Source organism: Arthrobacter rhizophilus (assembly GCF_026241105.1).
Classification (GTDB): Bacteria; Actinomycetota; Actinomycetes; order Actinomycetales; family Micrococcaceae; genus Arthrobacter.
This window is the reverse complement of the sequence record NZ_JAPFFT010000013.1, coordinates 87,410-112,993: the sequence shown is the minus strand read 5'-3', so window position 1 is coordinate 112,993 and position 25,584 is coordinate 87,410. Positions and strand designations below refer to the sequence as shown.

Here is a 25,584-nt window from a genome sequence, read left to right as displayed (position 1 = left end):
ACCGCACAGTCAGTTTATTAGGAGTAGAAATGAACATCTCAGCCAAAACAGCCCTTATCACCGGAGCGTCTACAGGCATCGGTTCAGTCTTTGCCCGAAGGCTGGCCGCCGAGGGCGCCCGCCTGATATTGGTTGCCCGCAGCAAGGACAAGCTTGACGAGCTTGCGCGCGAACTCCGCGAAGACGGCACCGAAGCGACTGTCCTGGCGATGGACCTGAGCCTTCCGGACTCCGCGAAGGAACTCCATCTCGCTACCGAAGCCCTTGGGCTCACAGTGGACATTTTGGTCAACAACGCGGGCTTTGGAACTCATGGACAAGTTCTCCATGCCGACGCCGATCGCTTCAGCGAACAAATCCAGCTGAACTGCTCCACTCTAGTCGGAACAACGACGCGATACCTGCCCGGTATGGTCGAGCGCGGCACAGGCGCGGTCATCAATATCGCAAGTACGGCCGCCTTCCAGCCAATACCCCACATGGCCGTCTACGGTGCGACAAAGGCGTTCGTGCTCTCCTTCACCCAGGCACTCTGGGCCGAAACACAGGGCACGGGCGTGAAAGTCCTTGCGGTTTGCCCGGGCGCTACGGACACGCCCTTCTTCGAAATCGCCGGCGAGGCGGCCGCAGCTGGATCCATGCGCACCCCAGGTCAAGTAGTGGACACTGCCCTGTCGGCGATCCTTGCGAACAAGCCGAGCGTTGTGGACGGCCGACTCAACTCCTTCGTTGCCCGGGTGGCCGTCAAGCTACTCCCGGAGAAGCTGGTGATCGCAGCGGCTGGACGAGCAGTGCGCCCCGCCAACTAAGCCTCGAAGCTCACGCGGACGAGCTATCCCGCCTGGCCCGGTAGCAGTGAACCGCGGGCCGCGCCCACCATGCCTTCAACAGCGCGGGCAAGGTGCGTACCGCGGTCGCTGACACCATCCCAACGCACCAACGCCTGGGCATTCAGGCCGTCCACCATGCCCAGGATCTGCCAAGCAACGGATGGAGCGTCGAAAGTATCGAACTCGCCTGCCCCGATGCCCGCTTCGACAACGCGTTGCACCACGGCTTGCCAAGCATCCATCTGCTCACGAACGCAGGCCGCGAGCGCCTCGTTCCGACGCCCCAGGGTCCACGCCTCCACCCAGATAGCAGTGACGTCGAGACGACTGCCATCCATGAGCGTTTCGAGGAGCATCCCGAGCCGCTCCAAGGGGGTCGGCAGCCGATCCAGAAGGCCCGAAACCTCCTCGGTCTCAGCCGCCACGATGGTCGCAAAGATGCCCGCAACGAGGGCGTCAACGTTGGGCTGGTAATGCGCAACGAGGCCCGAGGCCACTCCCACCCGCGCTGCCACGTTGCGCAGCGTGATGGCGGAAAGCCCCTGTTCAAGCGCTATTTCCTTGGCGGTCTCGGTTATTTCGGCCGCGCGTTCGGCCGGCGTCTTCCGCGCTGCGCGTTTCTGTATGGTGCTTGACATCACACAACAGTCTAAAGTAAGTTTTCATCTTATTGATCATATGATCAATAAGAGATCCAAATACTCAGCCACACGCCAAGGCAAGGACGCCCTGGCCCTTGTGGCTACCAACCTCAAACCACGGAGGAGTCTTCCATGGCCTGGAGAATGCCAGCCGAAACCGCACAGCACGAGCGCACTTGGATGGCGTTCCCCCGCACCGGCCTGACACTGGGCGACAACCCGGCGTCGGCGGAAGAGGCCTACGCCGCCTGGACCGCCGTCGCGCACGCCGTGTCCGAATTCGAGCCCGTCACCATGGTGGTCGACCCCAGCGAAAGGAGCCGGGCCAATCGCATGCTCGGCTCCGGGATCGAACAGATTGAGGCACCGCTAGACGAATTCTGGATGCGCGACGTCGGTCCCACCTTCGTCGTCGACGACGAACGTCCCGGTGTGCTTGGCGCAGTCGACTGGATCTTCAACGGCTGGGGCGCACCTGCCTGGTCAGAGTGGCAAAAGAGCGCCGGGATGGCACGCTTTGTCGCCGAAAAGGCCGGCGCGGAACTGGTGCCTTCGCTACTGGTCAACGAGGGCGGCGCCATCCATGTCGACGGTGAAGGCACCGTCCTCGTCACCGAAACCGTCCAGCTGGATCCACACCGAAACCCTTACGCCGACAAGGCACGTGTCGAGGCGGAACTGTCCCGAACGCTGGGCGCCACGCACACCGTATGGGTGCCGCGGGGCCTCACCCGTGACTACGAGGACCTCGGCACGCGTGGCCACATCGACATGGTGGCCACCCTTCCCTCCCCCGGCCGGGTCTTGCTCCACTCCCAGACCAACCCCGGGCACCCCGATTTCGAGGTCAGCCACACCCTGCAGCGGTTCTTCGAAACCCAGGAGGATGCCACGGGGAAGCCGTTCGAGATCACCCTGCTTCCCGCACCTGAGACCCTGCGCGACGAGGAAGGCTTCGTCGACTGGAGCTACGTCAACCACCTCGTGGTCAATGGCGGCGTGATCGCGTGCGGCTATGGCGAAGAGCGGGCCGACGCCTTGGCCGCCGAGATTCTGGCGGAGGCCTACCCGGGCCGTCGCGTCGTCACCGTGGACGCCAGGCCGATCCTTGCCCGCGGCGGCGGCATCCACTGCATCACCCAGCAGCAGCCCAGGCTCGACTGGCAGGCTGCACGATGAGCCGCTTCGACGTCGTCGAGGCCTCAATTGCACAGTTGCGTGCAGCACTGGAGGCCGGCCACGTCACCAGCGGGGAACTCACCCAGGCCTACCTGGACCGCATCGACGCCTACGACCGCAACGGCATCAAGCTCAACGCACTGGTTGTGATGAACCCCGACGCGCTCGCCGATGCCCGGGCCTCCGACGAGCGCCGGGCAAGCGGCACCACCCTCGGGCCCCTCGACGGCATTCCCTACACCGCCAAGGACAGCTACCTGGCCAAGGGACTTACGGCCGCCGCCGGCTCCCCCGCCTTCGAACACCTCACCGCACAACGCGATGCCTTCACGATCGAACGCCTCCGCGCCGCCGGAGCCGTGCTCATCGGCCTGACCAACATGCCGCCCATGGCCAACGGCGGAATGCAACGCGGCGTCTACGGACGCGCCGAAAGCCCCTACAACGGCGACTACCTCACCGCGGCCTTCGGCTCCGGTTCCTCCAACGGCTCCGGAACCGCCACCGCGGCAAGCTTCGGAGCCTTCGGGCTCGGCGAGGAAACCTGGTCAAGCGGCCGCGCGCCGGCGTCGAACAATGCCCTGTGCGCGTACACGCCCTCCCGCGGGATCATTTCCGTGCGCGGCAACTGGCCGCTCGTTCCCACGATGGACGTGGTAGTGCCCCACACCCGGTCCATGGCAGACCTCCTGGAACTGCTCGATGTGATCGTTTCCGACGACGCCGAAACCCGCGGCGACTTCTGGCGCGCGCAGGCGTGGGTGGAGATCCCGGCCCCGTCCCGGGTCCGCCCGGCCTCCTACCCGGCACTGGCGCCATTCGACGTCGACGGCGCGCGCTCGGCTTTGAAAGGCAAACGCTTCGGGGTCCCGGCCATGTACATCAACGCAGACCCCGACGCCGGCACTAGCGAAAGGCCCGGCATCGGCGGACCCACGGGCCAACGAATCCAGACCCGTGATTCCGTGATCGAACTCTGGGAAGCTGCCCGGCGGGATCTTGAGTCCGCAGGTGCCGAGGTGGTGTTGGTGGACTTCCCTGTGGTTTCAAACTATGAAGGCGACCGCCCCGGTGCACCCACCATCGCCACCCGCGGACTCGTGAGCCTCGAATACCTGAAACGGGAGATCGTCGACCTCTCCGCGTGGGCATGGGACGACTTCCTCGCGGCAAACGGGGATCCGGCACTCAACAGCCTGGCCCACGTCGACGGTACCGCGATCTTCCCACACCCCGACGGCGCCCTCCCGGACCGCTATGACGGGTTCGACGACGACATCGCCGACTACCCGGCACACATCCGCGCGCACGGGGTTGCTTCGGTCACGGACATCCCGCACCTCGAAGAAGGCCTCCGGGGACTCGAACAGACCCGCCGGCTTGACCTCGAGGAATGGATGGATGGTCTCCGTCTGGATGCGGTCGTCTTCCCCGCCGCTGCCGACGTCGGACCAGCCGACATGGACACCAACGAAGCCTCGGCCAAACTCGGTTGGGGCAACGGCGTCTGGGTCGCCAACGGCAACCTCGTCCCCCGGCACCTGGGCATCCCCACCGTCACTGTGCCGATGGGCACGATGTCCGATACCGGGATGCCCGTGGGACTCACCTTCGCCGGACGCGCCTACGACGACACCGCACTCCTAGCCTTGGCCGCAGCCTTCGAAGCAACAGGCGAGCGCCGCACCGCTCCCCCGCGCACACCGCGCCTCGACTGACGGATCAGGTGGACTCGTCGTCGAAAGGGGCCTTTTGCCCGGCGGTCAACCGTACGACCGGCCGGGAAGGAGGCTGCGCTTGGACTGGGGTGACTGGCTCCGGAAGCGGATCTTCCTCCAAGAGGGCCTCGCGGATGATCCGTCGAGGATCATATTGGCGTGGATCCATTTTCCGCCAATCGATGTCCTGGAATTCGGGGCCGAGCTCCTGGCGGATCTTTTCCTGCGCGCCAGAGGCCATGCGCCGCAGTTCGCGGATGAGCCGCCCCAGCTTCCTTGCATACTCTGGAAGTTTCGTCGGGCCGAGGACCAATGCCGCAATGATCAAGAGAAGAACCACCTTCTCGACGGAAATATCGATCATGGCTCCATTCTAAAGCCACCGCTGGGACGTTCCGTTGGCCTCCTGGCCGTCTGGGTCGGACCCGGCCAAGGTCAGGAAACTTGTCCGGGATTCCGCGGCGCAAGAGGGTCCAACGGGACTACGATGGTGGCGCCGGGTACTCGGCAGCCGTGGTTCCTTGGGGCTATCCCGAATGAGGATGTGGGTTCATGAGCGAAGCAGCCGTAAACAAGTCAACTCCCACGCGGGCAGCGCTGTGCGTGGGAATCAACAACTTCAAGAATCTGCCGCAAAGCAGCTGGCTCCACGGGTGCGTCAATGATGCAAACGACCTCGCAGCCTTGTTGCGGGAGCAGTACGGCTTCACGCCCGAAGACGTCACTGTCCTGGTCGACGCCGAAGCGTCAAAGGCGGCGGTCCTCGGGGCGTTGACCAGGCTGGTGGAGCGCGCGGAAAGCGGCGACCTCGGCCAGATCGTGTTCACCTTTTCCAGCCATGGCACGCAGATCCCGGACACGAATGGTGACGAGGCCGACGGCCTCGACGAGTGCTTCGCTTGCTATGACATCGACAGCGCCGGCGATTCGTGGAACAAGGACACCGTGATTGTTGACGACGAGCTCCACGAGTTACTGCTTCGGCTGCCAGCGTCGACGCGCATGGACGTTGTCCTGGACACGTGCCACAGCGGCACCGGCCTGCGCGCTTTGGACCTGATCCCGGGGCGGCGCCCACGATTCCTGCCGCCACCGACGCCCGAGGGACTGAGCAGTGTGGAGACCCTTGAGACCACCAAGAAGTCGTCGCTGAAGGAACTGTCCCAGGGCACCAACGGCGCCGACGGCGTGCAGGCGGTGCTGATGGCCGCGTGCCGGGACGACCAGACGGCCACTGATGCGTTCATTGATGGCAGATACAACGGGGCATTCACCTACCATTTCGTCAAGACCCTCAAATCAGACGGCACCTTGTCCAGAGCTGGGCTGCTCAAGGCCGTCTCGAAAGCGCTCAAAGAGGGCCGGTTCGACCAAGTGGTGCAACTGGAGGCCACCCCCGCCCAAAAGAAGGCCAGTTGGGGATCCTGACGCCGGCCTAGGAGATGGCGTAGAACGCGACGGCGAGTCCAGCAGCCATCAGGGCCTCGCGGACCCCTTTCAATCGAGGCACAGCGTGCGATTTACTCTCGGCAGGCATGGCGAACGTACCTAACAGCCACCCTGTGGCCGCGAAGGCCATGAGCAGCGCGCCCATGATGTCAACAAGGATGGTGCCCAGTTCGTGCCCTGGATGATCCGACGAGGATCCGGTTCCACTCGATGCGGAAAGCAGCACCCAGCCCGAAAGGGCCGTCACCAGTGCGCCATAGACCGCCGACAATCGCCCGGTCTCGCCGGGATCTTTCCCTTGGTACGCAATTCTCACAGCGAACGAAAGGAAGACAACGCCAATCGCTCCCCCCCACGGCACGACGGCAAACGGCGCCCATCCAAGCCCCACCGCCACCATGATCGCGGCCAAGACCCCCGCGGCGGCCGCCTCGATCCGGGCAGCGACGCTTTTGGCCCGGAAGACGGCTCCGAAACCCAACACGGCCGCCGCCCCGAAAAGCAGCAGCAATGCGCCCACAACAAACCAACTTCGGAACATACCTGTCAATCCTCCTGCGCACTTCCGGTTGAAGCCCACCCGCAGTCATATCACTTCGGAATGGGAGAATCCTGCGTGTAATGCAGCTTTATCCCTGGAACAGCAACGCGATGACTCCGGAGCGGACAATGATGGTGCCCCCGAGAGCGATGTACACCACGGGGATGACCCAGTTCCCGGCCCGGCGGCAGAAGGCACCGACCTTCGGGTGTGCGGTCAGCCAATACCCGGCGGCACACCACACCGCCACCATCACCGCGAACGTCAGTCCTGTCGTGGCTGTAGCAGCGGGTCCCAGCGAGCGAAATAGCGGTATGTACACGGAAATGTTGTCTCCACCGTTGGCCACCGTCACGGCGACAACGACGGGCAGCGTCAGTGACCGGGGCTTCGGTGGATCTCCGGACGGGCGGGCAACCTGGAACAGGGCGTGGCAGCCCAAAGCAAGCGGCACCAAGCCGAGGAGACCCACCCACTCCACCGGGACAGGAGTGAGCGCCCAGGCTGCTGCAGCCGCCACGACCGTCAGTATTCCGATGCCGATGTACTGGCCTACCCAGATTCTCCAGTAGCCAGGCACCCTCCGCGTCCTGGCTGACAGGAAGAGAACCGACAAAACCAGGAGGTCATCAAGGTTTGTCGCGGCAAAGGCTCCAGCCGCTGTCAGTACGGTGCCGCCGAGATTTTCCATCGCTCCCGAGACTACCGTCTGAGGCGCAGGGTCTTTCGCTGAGCACAGCTGACCGGCCACACCGCCGTGCCGGCCACGACAAGCGCCCCGAAGCTGGTGTCGCCAACCCGCCCATGGCAGCATCGGACGATGACTACCGATTTCCGAACGTACGTCGAACCCAGCGAGCCGGAACCTCCCGTTCCACTGCTCGGCGGTGACGTGACGGAGGGGCTCGTCCGGGTTGGCGATACAGTGCGGCGCCCTGCAAGCGACGCTTCGCCGCGGGTCCGCCGCTTCTTGGATTTCCTGCAATCGCTCGGATTCCAGGGAGCGCCCCACTTCCTGGGCATCGACGCAAACGGCCGGGACGTCCTGAACTTCATTCCCGGCGACACTGCAAGCCGCCCCTGGCCCAGTTGGGTTGCGGACGAATCGAGGGCCATCAGCGTCGCGCGCTTGGTGCGGGCCTACGATGACGCTGCCCAACCCCTTGGTGTACCCGGCTGGGCACGCACCGGCAGGGCCGACGATCCCGCCGGGTGCCCGCCCTCGGTTGCAGGTCCGGCAACGTTCCTCGCTCATATGGACATCACCCCGGAAAACGTTGTCTTTCGTGATGGCATCGCGGTCGCGCTTATCGACTTCGATCTCATGCGCCCGGCAACCCGGACCGAAGAAGTCGCGAACCTGCTCCTCTGGTGGGGCGCCTGGATGCCGATCGCCGACCGTGAACCTGTGATGCGCAGCGTCGACGCGGCCTCCCGCGCCACTGTGCTGGTCGACGCCTATGATTTGGGTGCTGCCGATCGCGCCACACTGGTGGACGTGGCCCGGAACGGTGCTGAGCGGTCGTGGCATTTGATGCGCCGCAACGCGCTCACCAAGGGTGGGGGCTGGAAGCGGATGTGGGACGAAGGCGTCGGTGACAAGATCCTCCGCCGCCAGTCGTGGCTGGCTGAAAACGCCGCCGCTCTCCACGCCGCAATCACGTGAGGGTTGCGCTCCAGCAGGAGCCCACACTCATTGCATGGGGCACGAGCTGTACACAACACGGAGTAGTCCAAGCGTTCGGGGTGGAATCCTGAGCAATTGACTCATTCGAATATATGTTCGAAAATTGAAGCATGTCTTCTCGCCTGACTTCCGCCTCGCCAGCTTTGCTGCGCGATGACTTGCAGGCGAAAATCCACCTTATGCAGGGCAAGCGCGGCAGTGAACGCTCCCTGCCCGTACTCCCCTCACTCAGTCGGCTTCTACCGGGCGGACTTCGCCCGGGTGCGGCGTATTCCGTACAGGGATCCATGTCACTGGCAATGGCCTTGTTGGCTGGCCCCTCACGCAATGGCTCGTGGTGCGGAGTGGCAGGGCTTCCTGACTTCGGGATCGAGGCGGCAGCAGGTTTCGGCATCGCACTTGATCGGCTGGTGCTGGTGCCTGATCCCGGGGCTAGCTGGACGCCGGTGATCGCTGCCATGGCGGACGTACTCTCGGTGGTGCTTGCATGCGCCCCGGAAAGGGTCGCACCGGCAGAGGCTGCCCGCTTGGGAGCCAGGCTCCGCGAGCGGAGTTCCGTCCTGATTGTCCTGGGACCATGGCCACAGAGTGAAGCCGTCTTGCAGGTGAATGGATATGAGTGGGCCGGGCTCGGGCAGGGCCATGGACATTTCGCCAAGCAGGAGCTTGAGCTCGAAGTGGCTCTCCGGGGCAGTTCCCGCAGGGCATCCGTGGATCTTGCGGACAGCGGCCCGGTAGATCTGTCCAGTCATCGGATTGGAGCATGATGCTGGTACGGGTTGAAACACCGGTACGCGCGCTGGTGACATGGTTCCCGGATTGGCCGCTTGTCGCCGCCCGCTTGGCAGATGCCCTGCCCCCGGACGTGCCGGCGGCAGTCATCGGCCAAGGGGTGATAGCTGCCTGCTCCGCGGAAGCACGGGCAGAAGGAGTCGTCCGGGGCTTGCGGCTTCGGGAAGCGCAGACCCGTTGTACCGGCTTGGTGGTCTGCGCCGTTGATCCGGTGCGGGATGCACGGGAATTCGAACCTGTGCTTTTATCGCTTGAGGAACGGACTCCTGGCGTGGAAGTACTCCGCCCGGGCTTATGCGCTATCCGGGCCCGGGGGGCCGCCAGATATTACGGCAGTGAGGAAGCTGCCGCCGGCGCCGTACTTGAATCGGCCGACCGCCTCGGCGTGGAGGCCAGGGTGGGGATCGCAGACTCCGTGTTTGCCGCCGAACAAGCAGCCAGGAGCACCAGTGAGCTCTCCCCCCTTCTTGTGCTGCAGCCAGGCTCATCCCGGGATTTCCTGAGTCCATTTCCGGTGGAAGTACTGGGACAGCCCAAGCTGGCTTCCTTGCTCAAACGCCTTGGCATTCTCACTTTGGGGAGTTTCGCGAACCTTCCGGTTGCAGATGTCCGTGCCCGTTTCGGTGCTGCGGGAATCACTGCGCATGCTTTGGCAAGCGGCCAGGATCCTCGCAGGGTGATCCCCCGTACGCCCCCACGGAAACTGGATCAACGGGCGGAGTTCGAACCAGGCCTGGACCGGGTTGACCAACTCGCGTTCCAACTCCGCGCCACTGCCGACACCTTCGTGGCCGGACTCCAGACGGAAGGGCTGGTTTGTACGGAGCTAAAGGTTCTGATCACTGACGAAGCAGGGAGCCGCTCCGACCGTACATGGGGACACCCCCGCCATTTCACAGCCAGCGACGTCGTAGACAGGGTGCGTTGGCAACTTCAGTCCCAACCCCCTGCCCAAGCCAACGGTAAAGCGATAAACCGGGAAATGGCCAACAGCGGAATGAACGACGGCGGCACAACCGGCGCCGGGCTCTCCTCACCGGTCGCCGGGGTGGAGTTCGTCCCCGTTCGGGTGGATTCCATCGCCCATCATGGGCGTGCTCTCTTCGGGGATGGAGCCGAGGAGCAGATTCACCACGGACTCAGCCGGATCCAAAGCATGCTGGGGCATGAAGCCGTAGTAGTGCCCGCGATCTCGGGAGGTCGGTTGTTGGCCGAGCGGCGTCGTTTGGTTCCTTGGGGGGATGCCTTGCCCACGGGAACGGCCGCCTTGGCCTCCAGGCCATGGCCCGGAAGGATTCCAGACCCGCAGCCCGCCACGGTGTTCGCTTCCCTCATCCCGGTCCTGCTGCTTGATGCGAACAAGGAAAAGGTCCGTACAGACCATCGCGGCGGATTGCTTGCCCCACCAATGTGGTTCTGTCCCAGCGGAGACCCTGCACGACGACGACTGGTGGCTCAGTGGGCCGGCCCCTGGCCGCTGCGGCAGAGATGGTGGGACGCCGACCACCGCCTTGAAGCGGACCGATTCCAACTTGTGGACGGAAATGGAGAGGGCTGGCTCCTTCTCCTGGACGAGCAGAACTGGTGGGCAGAAGCCCGCTACGACTGAACAGCCAGGTAGGACACAACTTTAGGCAGGAAGACAAAGATGGCTTGGAACAACCCGTCAATCCCATGGTCGGAGTTCGAACGCACGCTGTCAGACCGGCGTCGACCGGACACCCACAAGACCAAAGGGGACGGCGGTGACAGCCCCGCCTGGTCAAGGAAACGCGGGCCTTACCGTCCGGTCCCCCTCGATCCCGCAAGGACCGCATCGCGGGCGGGTACCGCCGTCGTGCCTTATGCCGAACTGCACGCCCATTCGCATTACAGTTTCCTGGACGGCGCCTCCTCACCCGAGAAATTGGTTGAGGAAGCAGTCCGGCTAGGCCTCCATGCCCTCGCGCTGACCGATCATGACGGCTTCTACGGGATCGTTCGAATGGCGGAAGCAGCTGAAGCCTACGAGCTGAAGACAGTGTTCGGCGCCGAACTGTCACTTGGACTCAGCAAACCCCAACAAGGCGAAGCCGATCCTGAAGGTGACCATTTGCTCGTCCTCGCACGCAAGGAAGAGGGCTACCACCGGCTGGCAGGAGCGATGACCACCGCACATCTGGCTGCTGATGCGGAGAAGGGCCGCCCCATCTACGATCTCGACACCCTGGCGCACACCCTCAAAGACCATTGCCTGATACTGACCGGATGCCGCAAAGGCTCAGTCCGGAGAGCCCTCCTCAGCGATGGCGAGCCAGCCGCTGCACGGGAAGTGGATGCGTTGATCGAAAGATTCGGACGAGGAAATGTGGTTGTGGAGCTCTTCGACCATGGGAACCCCCTAGACAGCAGCCATAACGACGCCCTCGTCCGTATTGCCGAGCGTGCGGGCATACCTTTCATCGCCAGCAACGCCGTGCATTATGCCGCTCCGGAGGGATACCCGCTGGCCACAGCCATGGCAGCTGTCCGGGCACGCCGCAGCCTGGAGGAACTGGACGGGTGGCTACCCGCAAACAGCGGCGCCCATCTACGGAGCGGTTCCGAAATGGCGGCGAGGTTCGCCCGCTACCCCGGCGCGGTGGAACGGACTGTCGAGATCGCTGACCAGATTGCGTTCCAGTTGCGGGCCGCCCGTCCGAAGCTCCCCAAGCTCGATGTTCCTGCAGGGCACAGTCTTATCACTTGGCTCCGGCACCTCGTCGACGAAGGTATCAGGGAAAAGTACCCGGATGCCGACGAACGGGTCCGTAGCCGGATCGAGCAGGAACTCGCAGTGATCGAGGCGAAAAACTTCCCCGGATATTTCCTGATTGTGCACGACATCGTCCAGTTTGCCCGATCCCGAGGGATCCTCTGCCAGGGCAGAGGATCCGCGGCGAACTCTGCCGTCTGCTATGCGCTGGGGATCACCGCCGTCGACAGTATTTTCTACAACCTTCCGTTCGAGCGTTTCCTCTCCAGCCTCCGCGAGGAAGAACCGGACATCGACGTCGATTTCGACTCGGACCGGCGCGAAGAAGTCATCCAATACGTCTACGGCAAATACGGACGGTTCAACGCAGCCCAGGTAGCGAACGTCATCAGCTACCGCCCGAAGAACGCTGTCCGCGACATAGCCAAGGCGCTCGGCTACAGCCAGGGCCAGCAGGACGCTTGGTCTAAACGGCTCGATCACTGGGGTGATCTCAGCGAGGGCAAGACCAACAACATCCCCGCCCCGGTCCTGGAGCTTGCTGAGCAGATACTGGGCTTCCCCCGCCATCTGGGCATCCACTCCGGCGGGATGGTCCTCACCGAACGGCCCGTCGGCGAGGTGGTTCCCATCGAGCGTGCCCGGATGGAAAACCGCACGGTTCTGCAATGGGACAAGGACGATTGCGAATGGATGGGCCTGGTCAAATTCGACCTTCTCGGCTTGGGCATGCTCGCCGCCCTGCAGTACTCCTTTGATTTAATCGACAAGCATTTCGGCGAGCGCTGGACCATCGAGAGTATTCCGCGGGAAGAACAGGCTGTCTACGACATGCTCTGCCGGGCCGACTCGATCGGGGTGTTCCAGGTGGAATCACGGGCCCAGATCAGCACGCTGCCACGTCTGAAGCCAAGGAGATTCTACGATCTGGTGGTGGAGATCGCGCTGATCCGCCCGGGTCCCGTCCAGGGCGGCGCCGTCCACCCGTACATACGACGCCGTGCAGGCAAGGAAGACATCACGTATCTTCATCCGTTGTTGGAGCCGGTCCTTGAACGGACTTTGGGTGTCCCCTTGTTCCAGGAACAGCTCATGCAGATGGCAGTTGCCGTGGGTGGCTGCACTGCCGAGGATGCGGACCTGCTCCGCCGCGCGATGGGATCCAAACGGGGCCGGGAGAAGATCGAGTCGCTAGAGGCCAAACTCTATGCGGGGATGGCGGCCAACGGGATCAGCAGGGACGACGCCGACGCCATCTATGCCAAGATCCAGGCCTTTGCGAACTTCGGCTTCGCGGAATCCCACTCCCTGAGCTTTGCGGTATTGGTCTATGCAAGCTCGTGGCTGAAGCTGCACTATCCTGGCGCGTTCCTCGCAGCCCTGCTTCGGGCACAACCCATGGGTTTTTACTCCCCGCAAACCCTCGTTGCGGATGCCCGCAGGCATGGGGTCCACGTGTTGCGCCCGGATGTCCTGCATTCCCTTGCCGAGGCGACCCTTGAAGTGCTCGACGAGGTCACAGGGGCGGGTCAAGTGGGCGGCATGGATTCCTGCCTGGACTTCCACCAGCCTGAGATCGGCCTATTCCAGCAGGATCAACCACGCGAGGACCACCTGCACCGACGGGATGGCTCCCACGCGGTGCGGCTGGGACTCGACGGCGTCACGTCCATCGGGACTGAAGTGGCGAAGCGGATCGTGGCCGAGCGGGAGGAGCATGGCCCCTACCGGGACATGGCGGATCTGTCCCGCCGCGCGAATCTCAGCGCAGACCAGCTGGAAGCACTCGCGTCCGCCGGGGCACTCGATTCGCTGGGGATGAACCGCCGCGAAGCACTGTGGCAAGCCGGCGATGCCGCCTTGGAGCGGGAAGGACAGTTGCCAGGGACACACGTCGCCATCCAGCCGCCACTGCTGCCCGAGCTCTCGCCCCAGGAGAATGTTGCCTACGACATGTGGGCAACGGGCATCAGCACCGATGACCACCCGATGCGGCACGCACGCAATGGGCTGGATTCCAGGGGTGTGTTGCGGGTTGACCGGCTCTCCCAGGTCGAGTCCGGCACGCGTGTTGAAGTGGCCGGCGTCGTGACCCACCGCCAACGCCCCCAGACCGCGCAAGGGATCACCTTCGTCAATCTCGAGGACGAGAGCGGCATCCTCAACGTCATCTGCAGCGTTGGCCTCTGGAAGAGGCATCGCCGCGTAGCCAGGGAATCATCCGCACTGATCATCCGGGGTTTCCTCGAACGATCGCCGGAAGGAGTCACCAACCTCGTGGCGGACAAACTGGAACCCCTGGTTCTGACAGTGAAATCGAACTCCCGCGATTTCAGGTAGCCAGGTACCAGCCGCGGGCCGGGTTGGTCACTGCCGGGGCATCCCGGAACTGTTCGGGCTGCGCAACCCAACCCACACCGTTGGCAATGACCCTCTGGATCTGTGGCTGGTGGTAGACGGGATACTCCTGGTCACCAGGGCTGAAGTAGAAGATCCGCCCCTTGCCGCGGGAGAACGTCACGCCGGAGCGGAACACCTCGCCGCCTTCGAAGGAGCTGATGAAGATCAGGTCGTCCGGCTCCGGGATGTCGAAGAGTTCGCCGTACATCTCCTGTTTGGGGATCAGGATGGGGCTCTCGACTCCGGCCGCGATCGGGTGCGATGGCTTCACTGTCCACACGAGCTCGCGCTCGCCGTCGTTACGCCATTTGAGCGAGCACGTGGCGCCCAGCAGCCGCGTGAAGATCTTGGCGAAGTGGCCAGAGTGCAGCACCACAAGGCCCATGCCGCCCAAAACGTGCCGTTGGACGCGTTCCACTACCTCATCGCTCACCTCCTGGTGCGCGATGTGACCCCACCAAAGCAGGACATCGGTGGCGGCAAGGGCTTCCTCATCCAGGCCGTGCTCGGGATCGGCGAGTGTCGCCGTCGATATCTCAGCATCCGGGTAGAAGCCCCGCAGGCCTGCGGCTATGGCCCCGTGGATGCCGTCCGGGTACATTTCCGCCATAGAGTCCGGGTTGTTGCGGGCTTCGTGGACGCCCTCGTTCCAGACGACGATCTTCAGTTTCTTGTCGGTCATCAGAGCACCACTTCGCGCTGTTCGAGGGCTGATTTGTAGCAGGCATCCAGGATGAGGGCACGGCTCAGGGCGAGCGATCCGTCGTGCTGTCCCCAGACCGTTTCCCCGCCGCGGACGGCGGCTATGAAGTCGTCGACGACGGCCTGGTGAGCAAGGCCGGGAAGCGCTTCGGGCTCATAGTCGGCGTTTTCGCCGTCCTTCTCCGTGAAGATCCTCAGGCTTCCGACCGGTTGCAGTGGCGCGCCAACGGCGCGGAGTTCGGCGCCGCCGTCGGTCCCGTAGACCGTAAAGTCGAGAAGGTCGTCCACCTCGCGGAAGCTCGCCCAGCCCGCCTCGAGGATCAGGGTGCCTCCGCCTTCGAGCCGGATGAAGGCAGAGGCGAAGTCCTCAACTTCGAACTTGTGGCTCGCGGCGCCCGCGGTGTAGCGGGCGTTGCCCCCGCGGCCCTGCGGGCCTAGCTCCGAGTGTGTCTGCGCAGAAACGGACAGGACCTTGGGTTCGCCCAACAGGTGGAGCGAGTAGTCCAGCACGTGGACTCCGATGTCCGCCAGCGGACCGCCGCCAGCCAGCTCCGGATTGGTGAACCAGCTGCCCAGGGTGGGGATGCCGGAGCGGCGCAGTCAGGAACCTTTGGCGTAGTACGGACGTCCGAGTCTTCCGTCGTCGATGATGGCCTTGAGTTTCTGGATATCGCCGCGGCGACGGTGGTTGAACGCAACATCCAGAACGCGGCCCGCCTTCCGGGCCGCTTCAACCATGGCCCGACCTTCCTCGCCGTTGCGTGCCAATGGCTTTTCGCTCAGCACATGCAGTCCGCGCTCCAAGGCCGCTGTGGAGATCGGAGCGTGCAAGAAGGTCGGAACGGCGACGCTGATTGCGTCCAAACCTTCTAGCCCGATCATGTCTTCCCAACGGGCGAAAGCATGCGGAATGCCGTATTCCTGCTTCATCTGGGCGAGGAGCTCGTCCTCCATGCCGGCGACGGCGACAATCTCCACGCCTTCGATCCTGCTGTATGCCTTGAGGTGCTGCTGGCCGGCCCATCCGATGCCCACAACTCCCACTTTGAGGGTTGCGGGCGTAGCCTGCTGCTGAATGCTCACGGTATTCCTGTCTTCTCATATCTCGGGTTTCGGCCAATAAATACGCTTTCATGGCCTCCAAAGTGCGTCAATCGGTTAAGCGCTTCGACTTTTTCACGTTTCCGGATCCGGGCATGCCACGAGCGGCCACGGTAGGGCATACCCCTAGACTGAGGGCCGGAAAAGGAGTCGCCATGGCCAAGAAACCAACAATCACGACGTCGCCGAGCGCGCTGCCGTCTCGATTGCGACTGTATCCCTCTCCTTCACCCAGCCGCACCGGGTGCGCGAATCCACCAGGAAATTGGTTATGGCGGCTGCACACGAACTCGGCTACCTGCCAAGTGCCAGCGCCAGGGGCCTGGCCCGGGGAAAAACGGGAGCAATCGGCCTTTTCTCCTACGACTACTTCAACCGCGCAGGCGCTGGCGCGGCCCGCATCCGCGGCGATGCGGACGCGCTCCTCCCCAGGGATCTGTTCTCCGACGACGCCAACGAGGAGTTTCGCCTCTTCCCGCTTTATCACGACGAGGTACAACGCGGCGTCGAAATGGAATGCCGCAGGCGTGGCTTCGTATTGATGGTCGGCGAGGGCGGCGGCGGCAGATCCGAGGCCGACATCAACGACATCGCGGGCCGCGTGGATGGGTTGGCGGTGTTCCCCAATACTTTTCCGGTCGAGGTCCTGCGGCGGATCGCCGAACGGATTCCGGTAGTGGAACTGGCCGAGCCGGCAGAGGAGACCGGACTGAACCGCGTCTCGGTAGAGAACACCGAAGGCCTGCGGGTCCTCACCAACCACTTGATCCACCATCACGGACACCGCACCATTACCTTTGTAGGCCCGTCCGGTTCGCCGGATCGTGAGCAGCGCTTCGACGGGTACGTCCAAGCCATGGCCGAGGCGGGGTTGGACACCCAAACGCTGCCCGCACCGGGGCGGGACGCGGCTGGCACGTTGCGCTCCAGTGTCAACCTCGCCAAGGACGCGGACGCAACCATCCAACGGCTGATATCCGGGGCCGCAAGCCGCGGACTTGGGCAACATCATCACCAAGACCTTCAACCATGCCGAAGAATCGAACGCGGCCGTCTTCATCCGCGAAGTCCTTCTGGCCTGGACGCTGGAGCAAGGCAACAAGACCAGCAACACCGTTCACGGTTTGAAAGGCTTCTTCGATGACTACGATGTGCCCTACCGGGAACGCAGGCTCCGCCACCTCGTCCAAATGCTCAACGAACTGTACAAGGGTCGGCCGGGCAACCAGGGCAGGGCCCTGATCGACCGCGCGAATACCAAGGTCTACGACGCCCTGGAAGACCTTTATGGCCTGCCCGACACGCTGAAGACCGCAGCCAAGGGTGGGCAGGACATCTTTGGTCGCGATGCCCTTAATAAAAACCGCAGGATCTCTATCTGGACACGTTCGCCGCAAAAAACATGAACGAACTCGATTCTTTCCTGGCAGGCCTGAAACGCCCCGACCGCACGATCAAGGACACTGCCTTCTGGGACGATTTCAGAGCGCTCCTCGACACCTGGCCAAGCAGCATGAGGAGTGAGATGCACGCCCTCCTGGAGGGATATGCCGGCTACCCGCTATATGACGCCGTGGTTTTCCCGATAGAGGCTTTGTCCAATATCCGGCAATCCAACCTGATCCAGGCCGACCGAATCAGCCCGGAAATCGACGTCCTCACCATCACACGGCCGAAGCTCAAGGGTACCGGGCTCAGGAACTTCGCTGCCTTCCTTCGGAAGACTGGCGTGAAAACGACTTTCTCTGGGGACGCCTCGACGGCGCGGCAAAGTTGCTCAAGCTGATCCAACCAGCAATCAGCAACGACGAGATTGCCGATGCACTCCAAGCAATACTCACGGAAGAAGAGAAGCTGGGCATGCTGAAGAAAAAGACCCGAGGCTGTGTGAGCAGAGAAAGCCTCGAAGCCTCCATCCAACAGCTAAGACTCCGATAGGTGGGCTCGGCAGAGGCGCGACAAACCGACCAGCATCCGGCGCTTTCGCACTCGGCATGGGGCCACCACTCCGACACCCCGCGATCCTTAAACGCTGATGCAGCACTCTTGGCCTCGCAGTGGCCCGATGCAGCGGGCCACAACCCGCTGCACCATGCCGGCCGTTCTGATCGACTCCTTGGAGCACACCGTCGAAGTCGGCTACCACCACACAACTTTGCGGAAACCCATTCCCCCGACGAACTAGCGCCGACGAACGACCGTACGGCAACGATCAACGCGACTGGACTTTCGGACTAGGAGGACGACCTCAGACCGGGATGTCGGCTGTTAGCCGAGTTCATCTGCCACGACGCCGAGGGTCGAGCAGCCTGACAACCTGCGGCAAGCTGGACCCGATGGCTTCTGTAATTCGCGTCGTCTCGATCACGTCCAACTGGCCCAGTGTCCCGGGTGAGTTGTTGCCGGGTCAGACCGTGACTGGGCCGGCTCGGCGTGCGGACTCTGCATTGTTCATGAACATTTCCCGCCTCGTGCCCTCGAACCGTCCCGCTGACCGGCATGCACGCCGAGAGACGTGTCATGATTGACGAAATCGCCCGATGGCATTCAACTCCGAACTCCCAAAAGCACAGGGATCGTCGAGACAAGAATTCGACGGACCTCTCCGAACTTGTCCTGACTTGGCTCATTCGCTTAATGCCCGTGAGTTTCGGGCCGTGGATGGCCTCGAGCTCCCAAAAGGCGCTCTGAGTGAGGGGATTTAGACTGGCGTCATGGCTAAGAGCGTGCCGCGGTCATTGTGTCCTCCCGTTTCGCTGGCGTTGGCGAAAGTGGTGGAGGCCATTCCTTCCGCGGGTAGCGGTCTGGTGTTCGAACCCAAATGGGACGCTTACCTTCACTGGACCTTGTCAACCCATTACCACAGTCGTTCCTGGCACCTTTTTGTGCCTTCACCTTCGTAAGTGAGTCCGATCTGGCGTCTAACTTCGTCCATGGTCTCCATGATCAAGGCACTGTTTCGAAGGGGCAGGATGTCGTTGACGATGGCGCCGGAGGCTATCAACCGCTCCACTTCGTGCGCTTGGTACTGCATTCCACGGCCAGTGACCGGCTCGTCGAACCTCTCGACCACGTGCCCGTTCGCGTCGTATCTGGTGAACGCTGACGGCGCGTACCAGACCGGCTCGATCTCGATTCTGCCGTCCGTGCCGATGATCGAGGCACGATTCGGCCCTGATGTGTCCAACGCGCAGTGCAGCAGCGACTGCTGGCCATCGCGGTATTCGAAGATCATCGCAGCCTGCCTGTCCACACCCGTAGCTGTCATGCTGCCGCTCGCTTGGATTTTGGCGGGCGCTCCAAAGACCTCAAAAGCCAAGGAAACGGGGTAGATACCCAGGTCGAGGAGAGCGCCGCCGCCGAGCAACGGGTTGTTGAGCCGGTGGAGCGGATCCTTCGGCAGGTTTTGACTATGGTCAGCGATCACCGTCCGGACATCGCCCAATGCGCCCGATCGGATCAGCTCACGAATACGGACCATGTGCGGAAGATAGCGTGTCCACATGGCTTCAAGAGCGACAAGTCCCCTTGATTCGGCCACGGCTACGATTTCCCCTGCTTGGGCTGCGTTCATGGCAACGGGCTTCTCAATCAGTACATGTTTGCCCGCGTTGAGCGCGAGGAGCGCGTTCTCGAAATGGAACACGTGTGGCGTCGAAACGTAGACCACATCCACATCGGGGTCAGCAACCAAATCTTCGTAGCTGGCATGGGCGGTAGCGATGTGAAACCTGGCAGCGAATTCTGCGGCTGAAGCCATCGTCCGCGAGCCCACGGCCCGGACGGTGGAGCCGTTGGCGATCAGATCCGCCGTTTGCAGGCCCGCAATGGATCCTGTGCCCAGGATTCCCCAACGGACAGCGGGTACGGAGCTGGCGGCGGTCTCCATCACAGCACACTCTGACATGACTTCGTTTTCCTTTCGGCCAAAGCTGTGACGAGAACGTCATGGTTCTGAGGCTGGTTATCCGGGGTAGGCGACCGTGTCATACCTGGGGCGAACGGCAGGGGTGAAGCCTCCTGCTCCAGTGCTGGGAACGAACGTTGCGGCAGCGAATCGGGGGTGGCATTGTGGCCTCTCATTGGTCGTGGCGTCATCAGGGGACTTTGAGCCCCCGCGTGGGAACAGCGGTGGGGTTCGCCGGATCACAGATGGCGATGGCCGCTCGGCACCCACGACCGATACGCGAAAGTAGTCGGTCGCTCACCAGTCAGTTGCCAAGGTCTTCTGGCATGTGGATCAGTTCGGCGAGCAGCGCATCGAGGCGCTCTGCCCGGTGGGCAGCGTATGCCTCATCAGCTGTAATGCCAGTGCTGATCCCCCGGACGAGTTTGAGCTCCATGAACCGGCTGCACTCCCAGGCGTCACACCGGATCTCCGTGGCGTAGGAATAGCTGTACCCGGGGTGCTCTTTTTCGATCCGGCGGATGGCGCCGGTGACCGTCTCAGCGGTCCATGCCGGTTCGGTTACGGCAGTGTCCCCAAACAGGGTGGTGAAGTCCGAAATTTTGATGCTCATGGTGCCCGTCTTCGTAGAAGATGCTGTTGTTGAAAGCCAAGGATGCGGCATCACAGGAAGGCCTCGAGATGCCGGGCTGAGGATTCCTAACGGTGTCCTCGTTTGGGTTCGGTCTTGCCTTCGTTTGCAGCGCTCCGGGGGAACTTGGTCTGTGCCGGATGCCTGCTGTTTGCTCCGGGTCAGACGATCCAGGCCGTGGTGTTCGCCGGGAGCTTGCCGCCGTCGAGCGGTCCGCTGCTGATGAGCACAATCCCTACGGGCAGCTCCACGAGCCCGCTGCCGAAGTTCGTCACCGATTGCCAGCCGTTGGGACGGACGAAGTGCAGGACCGCATCATCCGCACGCACCCATGTGAGTTGCTCTTCAGTCAGCAGGTGGCGGCGGTAGAGCAAGGCTTCTCGGTACAGCTCCAACGTGGAGCCGGGGACATTGTTCTGCGCGTCCACGGCGTAACCGGCGAACCATTCCGGCTGCGGGAGGTGAGCGCGGCCGGCTCCGAAACCGAAGGCTGACCCTTCGGCGGTCCAGGGCAGCGGGACACGGCAGCCGTCCCGGCCGACTTCGATGCCCGGGTTGCGGAAGAACGCCGGGTCCTGGCGCTCGGAATCCACGATGTCGCCGACTTCCTGCAGGCCCAGTTCTTCACCCTGGTAGAGGTAGGCCGAGCCGGGCAGGGCGAACATCAGCAGGGACGCGGCACGGGCACGGCGCAGGCCGAGTTCGGCGTCCACGGCGGCTGGGGAACCGCCGTCGAGCAGCCACTCCTGGCCATGGCGTCCGCCGCCGGCGGGGAGGCCGTAGCGGGTGGCGTGGCGGATGACGTCGTGGTTGGAGAAGACCCACGTGGACGAGGCGCCGGATGCTGCAGCCTCCGCCAGGTTCTTGGTGATGATGGTGCGGAACTGGGCGGCGTCGAAATCGGCCTGCAGCAGGTCGAAGTTGAAGGCCTGGCCCAGTCCTTGTGGGCTGGCGTAGCGGGCGCGGCGGTCCGCGTGGACCCAGGCTTCGGCGACGGCCGCCCGGGGCGGGGTGTACTCATTGAACACCTTGCGCCAGTCGGCATAGATCTCGTGCACCTCGTCGCGGTCCCAGAACGGGTGGGAACCGTCGACCAGACCATCAACCCCGGTGCCTTCTACCGGCAGCTCGGTCTTGGACGGAAGAGGCTCAGACAGGTCCTTCATCAGGGCGTGGGCGACGTCGATGCGGAAGCCGTCCACGCCGCGGTCGGACCAGAAGCGCAGGGTCTTCAGGAAGTCGTCCCGGACTTCGGGGTTGTCCCAGTTGAAGTCCGGCTGCTCCTTCGCGAAGATGTGCAGGTACCACTGCCCGGGCGTGCCGTCCGGTTCGGTGATGCGTTCCCACGCAGGGCCACCGAACTTCGAGTCCCAGTCCGAGGGCGGCAGATCGCCGTTTTCGCCCAGGCCGTCGCGGAAGATGTAGCGTTCACGGGCTGCCGAGCCCTTCGGGGAAGCCAGCGCCTCCTTGAACCATTCATGCCGGTCCGAGGAGTGGTTCGGAACGATATCCACCACAAGCTTGATGCCAGCGGCGTGCAGGGCGGTCGCCATCTCATCGAAGTCGGCCAGCGTGCCCAGCTTCGGGTCCACGTTACGGTAGTCATCCACGTCATAGCCGCCGTCGGCCAGGGACGAGGGGTAGAAAGGGCTCAACCAGACGGCATCGATACTGAGGGATTTCAGGTACGGGACGCGAGAGGTGATGCCTTTGATGTCGCCCAGGCCGTCGCCGTTCGCATCGGCGAAACTGCGCGGATAGATCTGGTAGACGGCGGCTTGGCGCCACCAGTTGGCCTCGTTACAGTCGTCAAGGCTCACGTCGTTGGAGCTGTTCAATGCTTGGTTCCTGTTCTTGGGTATTGGTGGCTGGTGACATGTTCGTCGTCCACGGCCTCAACGATGGTCAAGGTTCGTTTGCGGCCGCGGACGGCGCCCCCCGGGATGACCATCTGCTGCGGGCGCCCGGCGGATTCACTTGATGGCACCGGCGGTGATGCCTTGGGTGAGTGTTCGTTGGAATATCAGGAAGAAGACCAGGGTCGGGAGCATGCCCAGCAGCGCAGCGCCGGCGGTGGTTGTGGGGTCGCTGGTCATTGCTCCCTGCAGGGTTCCCATGGCCTGTGTGACGGTCTGGTTGGAGTCCGAGACCAGCATGACGAGCGGCAGAAAGAACTCATTCCATGTCCAGATGAAAAAGAACGTGCCCAGGACCATGAGGGTGGGCCGGAGAATGGGCAGAACCACGTGGATGAGGATGTTCAGCCTGCCGGCACCGTCAATCTTGGCCGCTTCGAGGACATCGCGTGGGAATGCGCTGAGGACTGAGGCGACGAAATAGGTTCCGAACGCGCTTTGCAGAACGGTAAGGACGATGATGATCGATGTCTTGGTGTCGTACAGCCCGACTTCCTTGGAAAGGTAGTACAGGGGGTAGACCAAGGCTTCCTGGGGGAGGGTGAGCCCGATCATGAACAGGGCAAGCAGGACACGATGTCCCCGGATCCTGCCGATTCCGATCGCGTAGGCGTTGAGCAGGCTCAGGACGACGGCACCCACGGAGACAGCGGCGCTGATGACCAGGCTGTTGATCAGTTTGTTCCCGAAGTCCACGTTCTCCCAAAAGGTGGTGATTCCCTTGAATGAGAGCCCTTGGGGCAGTCCCACCGGCCCGTTGGTGGCGTAGTCTGCGGCCGACTTGAAGGCATTGAGTATGGCCAGGTAAAACGGAACGAGCGTGAGGAGAAGGGTCACTGTCAGTGCGGCAAGAACGATCCATGCGGCAACACCGCGCTTGGACCGACCCCGGGCAGCATGCGGGGTCGCTTCGGCGGTTTTTGTTTTCATTGAAGAAATGTCGGTAACTGCCATGGTCCTCAGTCCTCCTGGCCTTTGGATTGAACTTTGAGGAATACAAGTGCCAGAACGATGATAAGCACGGTCATCACGGTGGAGATCGCGGCGCCGTAACCGATTTGGTTTTTGGAAAAGAAGTTCTGCCATGCGAAGTAGGACGGGACGGTGGTCGCGTTGCCGGGGCCGCCCTTCGTGAGCACAAAGATCGGTCCGAACACCTTTAATGCAGTGATGGTTGTTGTCAGCAACACGACGTAGATTTCGGGTTTTAGTTGGGGCACGATGACATGGCGGAACCGCTGGAGCCAGCTCGCACCGTCCAGCGACGCTGCCTCTGTCAGCGAGGGATCGGTGCGGGACAGGCCGGCCATGAAGATCACGAGGCAGTATCCGACTTGAAACCACACCAGTACAGCCATGACGGCGGCCAGTGCCGTGGACGGTTGTCCAAGCCAGTTTGATTTGAGTGCGCCCAGGCCGGCGCCGTCCAGGACGGTGTTCAGGACTCCGCCGCTCGGCAGCAGAATCCAGCCCCAGAGGATGCCTACGACTGTGATCGGAAGAATCTGGGGCAGGTAGAACCCGGCGCGGAAAAAGCTGGCAATCCGTGGGCCAAATTTGTTTCCGATGAAGTCGTACAGCAGGGCTGCGAGCAGGAGCGACAGAGCCGTGGGGATGATCGCCATGGCCACGATCATCGCGATGCTGTTGACGAAGGAGACCCAGAAGTTGCTGTCCTGAAGCAGCCGCGTGAAGTTCTCCAGACCGACGAAAGTCGGTGTTCCGATCCCTGCCCATTTCGTGAAGCTAAGAACGACATTGGTGACGAACGGGAGCACGACGACCACTGCCAGGCCTGTTATCCCGGGAAGAAGGTAAAGCAAATATCCGCGTCTGTTGCGGCTGGTCCGCAAGCCTGCGGCTGACGGTTGAAATTGTGTGTTCATGGTTTGGGTTCCGTCCTGGGCCGAGGATCCCGGGGTCCGGCGTGGCCGGACCCCGGGTCGGGGCTACTTCAGTTGTGACAAGTAGTCCTGGTACGGCTTTGCGATTGCGTCATTGAAATCCTTGACCGGGATGGCGCCGGTCAACAGGTTTTGAAGTGCTTTGACTTGCTGGTCGTAGTAACCAGGTGCCGGCCAATCCGGGTAATAGGCGAGCCCGTCCCTGTCCGCGATGCTCTTGAACGTGGCCACCGCGGCACTGCTCTGCGGGTCGGTTACGGCAGCGGGGTCCGCAGCTACCGGCAGTCCGCCGGAATTTCCCATCAGGTTTTGGTTCGACGTGTCAAGGGTTCGATTGATGAAGTCGTATGCGAGGTCTTTGTTCTTTGAATTCTTCGGGACGACCCAGATGTTTCCACCCGATCCGGCCGTGAGTTTGTTGCCGGGGAACTGGAACCGCCCCCATTGGAAGGACTTGACGCCTGTCTTCAGCTGTCCATCGAACCAGGATCCGGAGACCATCATGGGGCTGGTGCCGGAAGTGAAGGCATTGAGCATGTCCGTGGCCTTGATGCCCGTGGAATCCTTGCTGAAGTAGCCCTTCTTGCCCCAGTCAACCATGGTCTGGGCGGCAGACGTCCAGGCCTTGTCGTGGAAGTCGACCGGCCCCTTGTAGAGCTGGAAGTTATCGACCCACTTTCGGTCCGCCTGGGAGAGCGCCAGTTCATACCAGAGGTGGTTGGCACCGTATTCCGCACCGGACATCGTCAAAGGCGTGACGCCGTGGGCAACGAAAGCATCCATCGCCGATTCAAAATCGGCCAGGGTGGTGGGTACCTTTACCCCGTACTTCGCGAACATGTCCTTGTTGTAGAAGACACCGACGAACTCGCCGTAGGCCGGGACACCGTACAACGGGCCAGTGCCGAGCACGCCGTGATCGTCATAGTGGCCGACCGCGGCCACACTGGCCGGGATCTTCTTGTCCCAGCCGTCCTTTGCCGCAACATCCGTCAGATCCGTGAGAAGACCGGATTTGGCCGCCAGCCCCGCCGTGGCGGAGCCTTTCGCATATTCAAGGACATCCGGTGCACTGCTGGAATTCAGGATCATGGACCCCGACTGCTGGATCTGGTCGAAGCTCTTCTGCTCGAACTTGACCGTGACCCCCGGGTGCGCGGCTTGAAAGTCCTTGAGTGCCTGGGCGGACGATACGCCCATGGCACTGTCGGGAGCTTCGAACCACCAGACAGTCAGTGTCTTGCTTGCATCGGCCGCTCCGGAACCGCCGCAGCCTGACAGCGCAAGCGCCGCCGCGACCGCCATGACGGCCGCAGCGGTACTACGCCGGAAAATAGGAACTTTCACTTGTTTCTTCCTCTCAATTTGGCTGCCCATCGTTGGAACAACCACAAGGTGGGGCGCTGCGGGTCGGATCCTCCCGACGGCAGTACACCGCAACGGCGGAGCGGC

At 62.8% G+C, this 25,584-nt stretch carries 21 protein-coding genes and 1 pseudogene; 10 read left to right on the top strand and 12 right to left on the bottom strand.

The genetic code is table 11. The annotated features are described in order from the left end of the window. Nucleotides 1-29 precede the first annotated feature (29 nt). Nucleotides 30-809, top strand: a complete 780-nt coding sequence (locus OOZ51_RS12825) for an SDR family NAD(P)-dependent oxidoreductase (RefSeq protein WP_265980002.1) — start codon at nucleotides 30-32, stop codon at nucleotides 807-809. A gap of 23 nt (nucleotides 810-832) precedes the next feature. Here the strand turns inward: OOZ51_RS12825 and OOZ51_RS12820 are convergent, their stop codons facing one another. After that, nucleotides 833-1,468: a TetR/AcrR family transcriptional regulator gene (locus OOZ51_RS12820; protein ID WP_265980001.1), complete on the bottom strand. Its 636-nt coding sequence runs from the start codon at nucleotides 1,466-1,468 to the stop codon at nucleotides 833-835. A 135-nt stretch (nucleotides 1,469-1,603) separates the two neighbouring features. Here OOZ51_RS12820 and OOZ51_RS12815 point away from each other — a divergent pair, with 135 nt between their 5' ends. Together OOZ51_RS12815 and OOZ51_RS12810 are read left to right on the top strand one after the other, a co-directional pair. Next, nucleotides 1,604-2,650, top strand: a complete 1,047-nt coding sequence (locus OOZ51_RS12815) for an agmatine deiminase family protein (RefSeq protein WP_265980000.1) — start codon at nucleotides 1,604-1,606, stop codon at nucleotides 2,648-2,650. Beyond that, nucleotides 2,647-4,368, top strand: coding sequence for an amidase (locus OOZ51_RS12810; RefSeq protein WP_265979998.1), 1,722 nt, complete (start codon nucleotides 2,647-2,649; stop codon nucleotides 4,366-4,368). The genes OOZ51_RS12815 and OOZ51_RS12810 overlap by 4 nt, the downstream gene beginning before the upstream one ends. A 4-nt stretch (nucleotides 4,369-4,372) precedes the next feature. Here OOZ51_RS12810 and OOZ51_RS12805 read toward each other — a convergent pair whose 3' ends face one another. Then, the gene (locus OOZ51_RS12805) at nucleotides 4,373-4,732 is read right to left on the bottom strand and encodes a sec-independent translocase (protein WP_265979997.1); all 360 of its coding nucleotides are present in this window, start codon (nucleotides 4,730-4,732) and stop codon (nucleotides 4,373-4,375) included. Nucleotides 4,733-4,920: 188 nt separating this feature from the next. Between OOZ51_RS12805 and OOZ51_RS12800 the strand changes: the two genes are divergently transcribed. Then, nucleotides 4,921-5,796, top strand: a complete 876-nt coding sequence (locus OOZ51_RS12800) for a caspase family protein (protein ID WP_265979996.1) — start codon at nucleotides 4,921-4,923, stop codon at nucleotides 5,794-5,796. 7 nt (nucleotides 5,797-5,803) lie between these two features. On the opposite strand, the gene OOZ51_RS12795 is transcribed toward OOZ51_RS12800, so the two are convergent. Together OOZ51_RS12795 and OOZ51_RS12790 are read right to left on the bottom strand one after the other, a co-directional pair. Further along, the gene (locus OOZ51_RS12795) at nucleotides 5,804-6,358 is read right to left on the bottom strand and encodes a hypothetical protein (RefSeq protein ID WP_265979994.1); all 555 of its coding nucleotides are present in this window, start codon (nucleotides 6,356-6,358) and stop codon (nucleotides 5,804-5,806) included. Nucleotides 6,359-6,446: 88 nt separating this feature from the next. Further along, entirely contained in the window at nucleotides 6,447-7,049 is a 603-nt protein-coding gene (locus tag OOZ51_RS12790) for a cadmium resistance transporter (RefSeq protein WP_265979993.1), read from the bottom strand. A gap of 129 nt (nucleotides 7,050-7,178) precedes the next feature. Here OOZ51_RS12790 and OOZ51_RS12785 point away from each other — a divergent pair, with 129 nt between their 5' ends. The 4 genes from OOZ51_RS12785 to OOZ51_RS12770 all read left to right on the top strand — a co-directional run bounded on the left by OOZ51_RS12785 (nucleotide 7,179) and on the right by OOZ51_RS12770 (nucleotide 13,911). Next, the gene (locus OOZ51_RS12785; protein WP_265979992.1) at nucleotides 7,179-8,024 is read left to right on the top strand and encodes a phosphotransferase; all 846 of its coding nucleotides are present in this window, start codon (nucleotides 7,179-7,181) and stop codon (nucleotides 8,022-8,024) included. Nucleotides 8,025-8,155: 131 nt separating this feature from the next. Next, on the top strand, nucleotides 8,156-8,812 hold the full coding sequence (locus OOZ51_RS12780; protein WP_265979991.1) for a hypothetical protein: 657 nt from the start codon (nucleotides 8,156-8,158) through the stop codon (nucleotides 8,810-8,812). Then, complete coding sequence (locus OOZ51_RS12775; RefSeq protein WP_265979990.1) at nucleotides 8,809-10,446, top strand: DNA polymerase Y family protein; 1,638 nt, start codon at nucleotides 8,809-8,811, stop codon at nucleotides 10,444-10,446. The genes OOZ51_RS12780 and OOZ51_RS12775 overlap by 4 nt, the downstream gene beginning before the upstream one ends. 39 nt (nucleotides 10,447-10,485) lie before the next feature. Then, the gene (locus OOZ51_RS12770; protein ID WP_265979989.1) at nucleotides 10,486-13,911 is read left to right on the top strand and encodes an error-prone DNA polymerase; all 3,426 of its coding nucleotides are present in this window, start codon (nucleotides 10,486-10,488) and stop codon (nucleotides 13,909-13,911) included. Here the strand turns inward: OOZ51_RS12770 and OOZ51_RS12765 are convergent. Together OOZ51_RS12765 and OOZ51_RS12760 are read right to left on the bottom strand one after the other, a co-directional pair. After that, complete coding sequence (locus tag OOZ51_RS12765; protein WP_265979988.1) at nucleotides 13,904-14,653, bottom strand: ThuA domain-containing protein; 750 nt, start codon at nucleotides 14,651-14,653, stop codon at nucleotides 13,904-13,906. The two genes, OOZ51_RS12770 and OOZ51_RS12765, sit on opposite strands and share 8 nt — an antisense overlap. Then, nucleotides 14,653-15,756, bottom strand: a pseudogene (locus OOZ51_RS12760) (Gfo/Idh/MocA family protein). Before OOZ51_RS12760 ends, OOZ51_RS12765 begins: the two are co-directional and overlap by 1 nt. Before the next feature lie 1,016 nt (nucleotides 15,757-16,772). On the opposite strand from OOZ51_RS12760, the gene OOZ51_RS12750 reads away from it, so the two are divergent. Both OOZ51_RS12750 and OOZ51_RS22515 read left to right on the top strand, forming a co-directional pair. Next, nucleotides 16,773-17,180 (top strand): hypothetical protein, encoded by a 408-nt coding sequence (locus OOZ51_RS12750; RefSeq protein WP_265979986.1) that lies wholly within the window; start codon nucleotides 16,773-16,775, stop codon nucleotides 17,178-17,180. 205 nt (nucleotides 17,181-17,385) lie between these two features. After that, nucleotides 17,386-17,712, top strand: coding sequence for a DUF3376 domain-containing protein (locus OOZ51_RS22515; protein ID WP_416346380.1), 327 nt, complete (start codon nucleotides 17,386-17,388; stop codon nucleotides 17,710-17,712). Between the two features lie 919 nt (nucleotides 17,713-18,631). Here OOZ51_RS22515 and OOZ51_RS12740 read toward each other — a convergent pair. The 6 genes from OOZ51_RS12740 to OOZ51_RS12715 all read right to left on the bottom strand — a co-directional run bounded on the left by OOZ51_RS12740 (nucleotide 18,632) and on the right by OOZ51_RS12715 (nucleotide 25,479). Further along, a complete protein-coding gene (locus OOZ51_RS12740; protein ID WP_265979982.1) occupies nucleotides 18,632-19,681 on the bottom strand; it encodes a Gfo/Idh/MocA family protein in 1,050 nt (349 codons plus the stop codon). 304 nt (nucleotides 19,682-19,985) lie between these two features. Beyond that, on the bottom strand, nucleotides 19,986-20,294 hold the full coding sequence (locus OOZ51_RS12735; protein ID WP_265979981.1) for a hypothetical protein: 309 nt from the start codon (nucleotides 20,292-20,294) through the stop codon (nucleotides 19,986-19,988). Between the two features lie 179 nt (nucleotides 20,295-20,473). Next, on the bottom strand, nucleotides 20,474-22,150 hold the full coding sequence (locus OOZ51_RS12730) for a glycoside hydrolase family 13 protein (protein ID WP_265979979.1): 1,677 nt from the start codon (nucleotides 22,148-22,150) through the stop codon (nucleotides 20,474-20,476). 135 nt (nucleotides 22,151-22,285) lie between these two features. Then, nucleotides 22,286-23,158 (bottom strand): carbohydrate ABC transporter permease, encoded by an 873-nt coding sequence (locus OOZ51_RS12725; protein ID WP_265979978.1) that lies wholly within the window; start codon nucleotides 23,156-23,158, stop codon nucleotides 22,286-22,288. Nucleotides 23,159-23,187: 29 nt separating this feature from the next. Beyond that, nucleotides 23,188-24,114: a carbohydrate ABC transporter permease gene (locus OOZ51_RS12720; RefSeq protein WP_265979976.1), complete on the bottom strand. Its 927-nt coding sequence runs from the start codon at nucleotides 24,112-24,114 to the stop codon at nucleotides 23,188-23,190. Nucleotides 24,115-24,177: 63 nt separating this feature from the next. Beyond that, nucleotides 24,178-25,479, bottom strand: a complete 1,302-nt coding sequence (locus OOZ51_RS12715) for an ABC transporter substrate-binding protein (RefSeq protein WP_265979975.1) — start codon at nucleotides 25,477-25,479, stop codon at nucleotides 24,178-24,180. Nucleotides 25,480-25,584 lie beyond the last annotated feature (105 nt).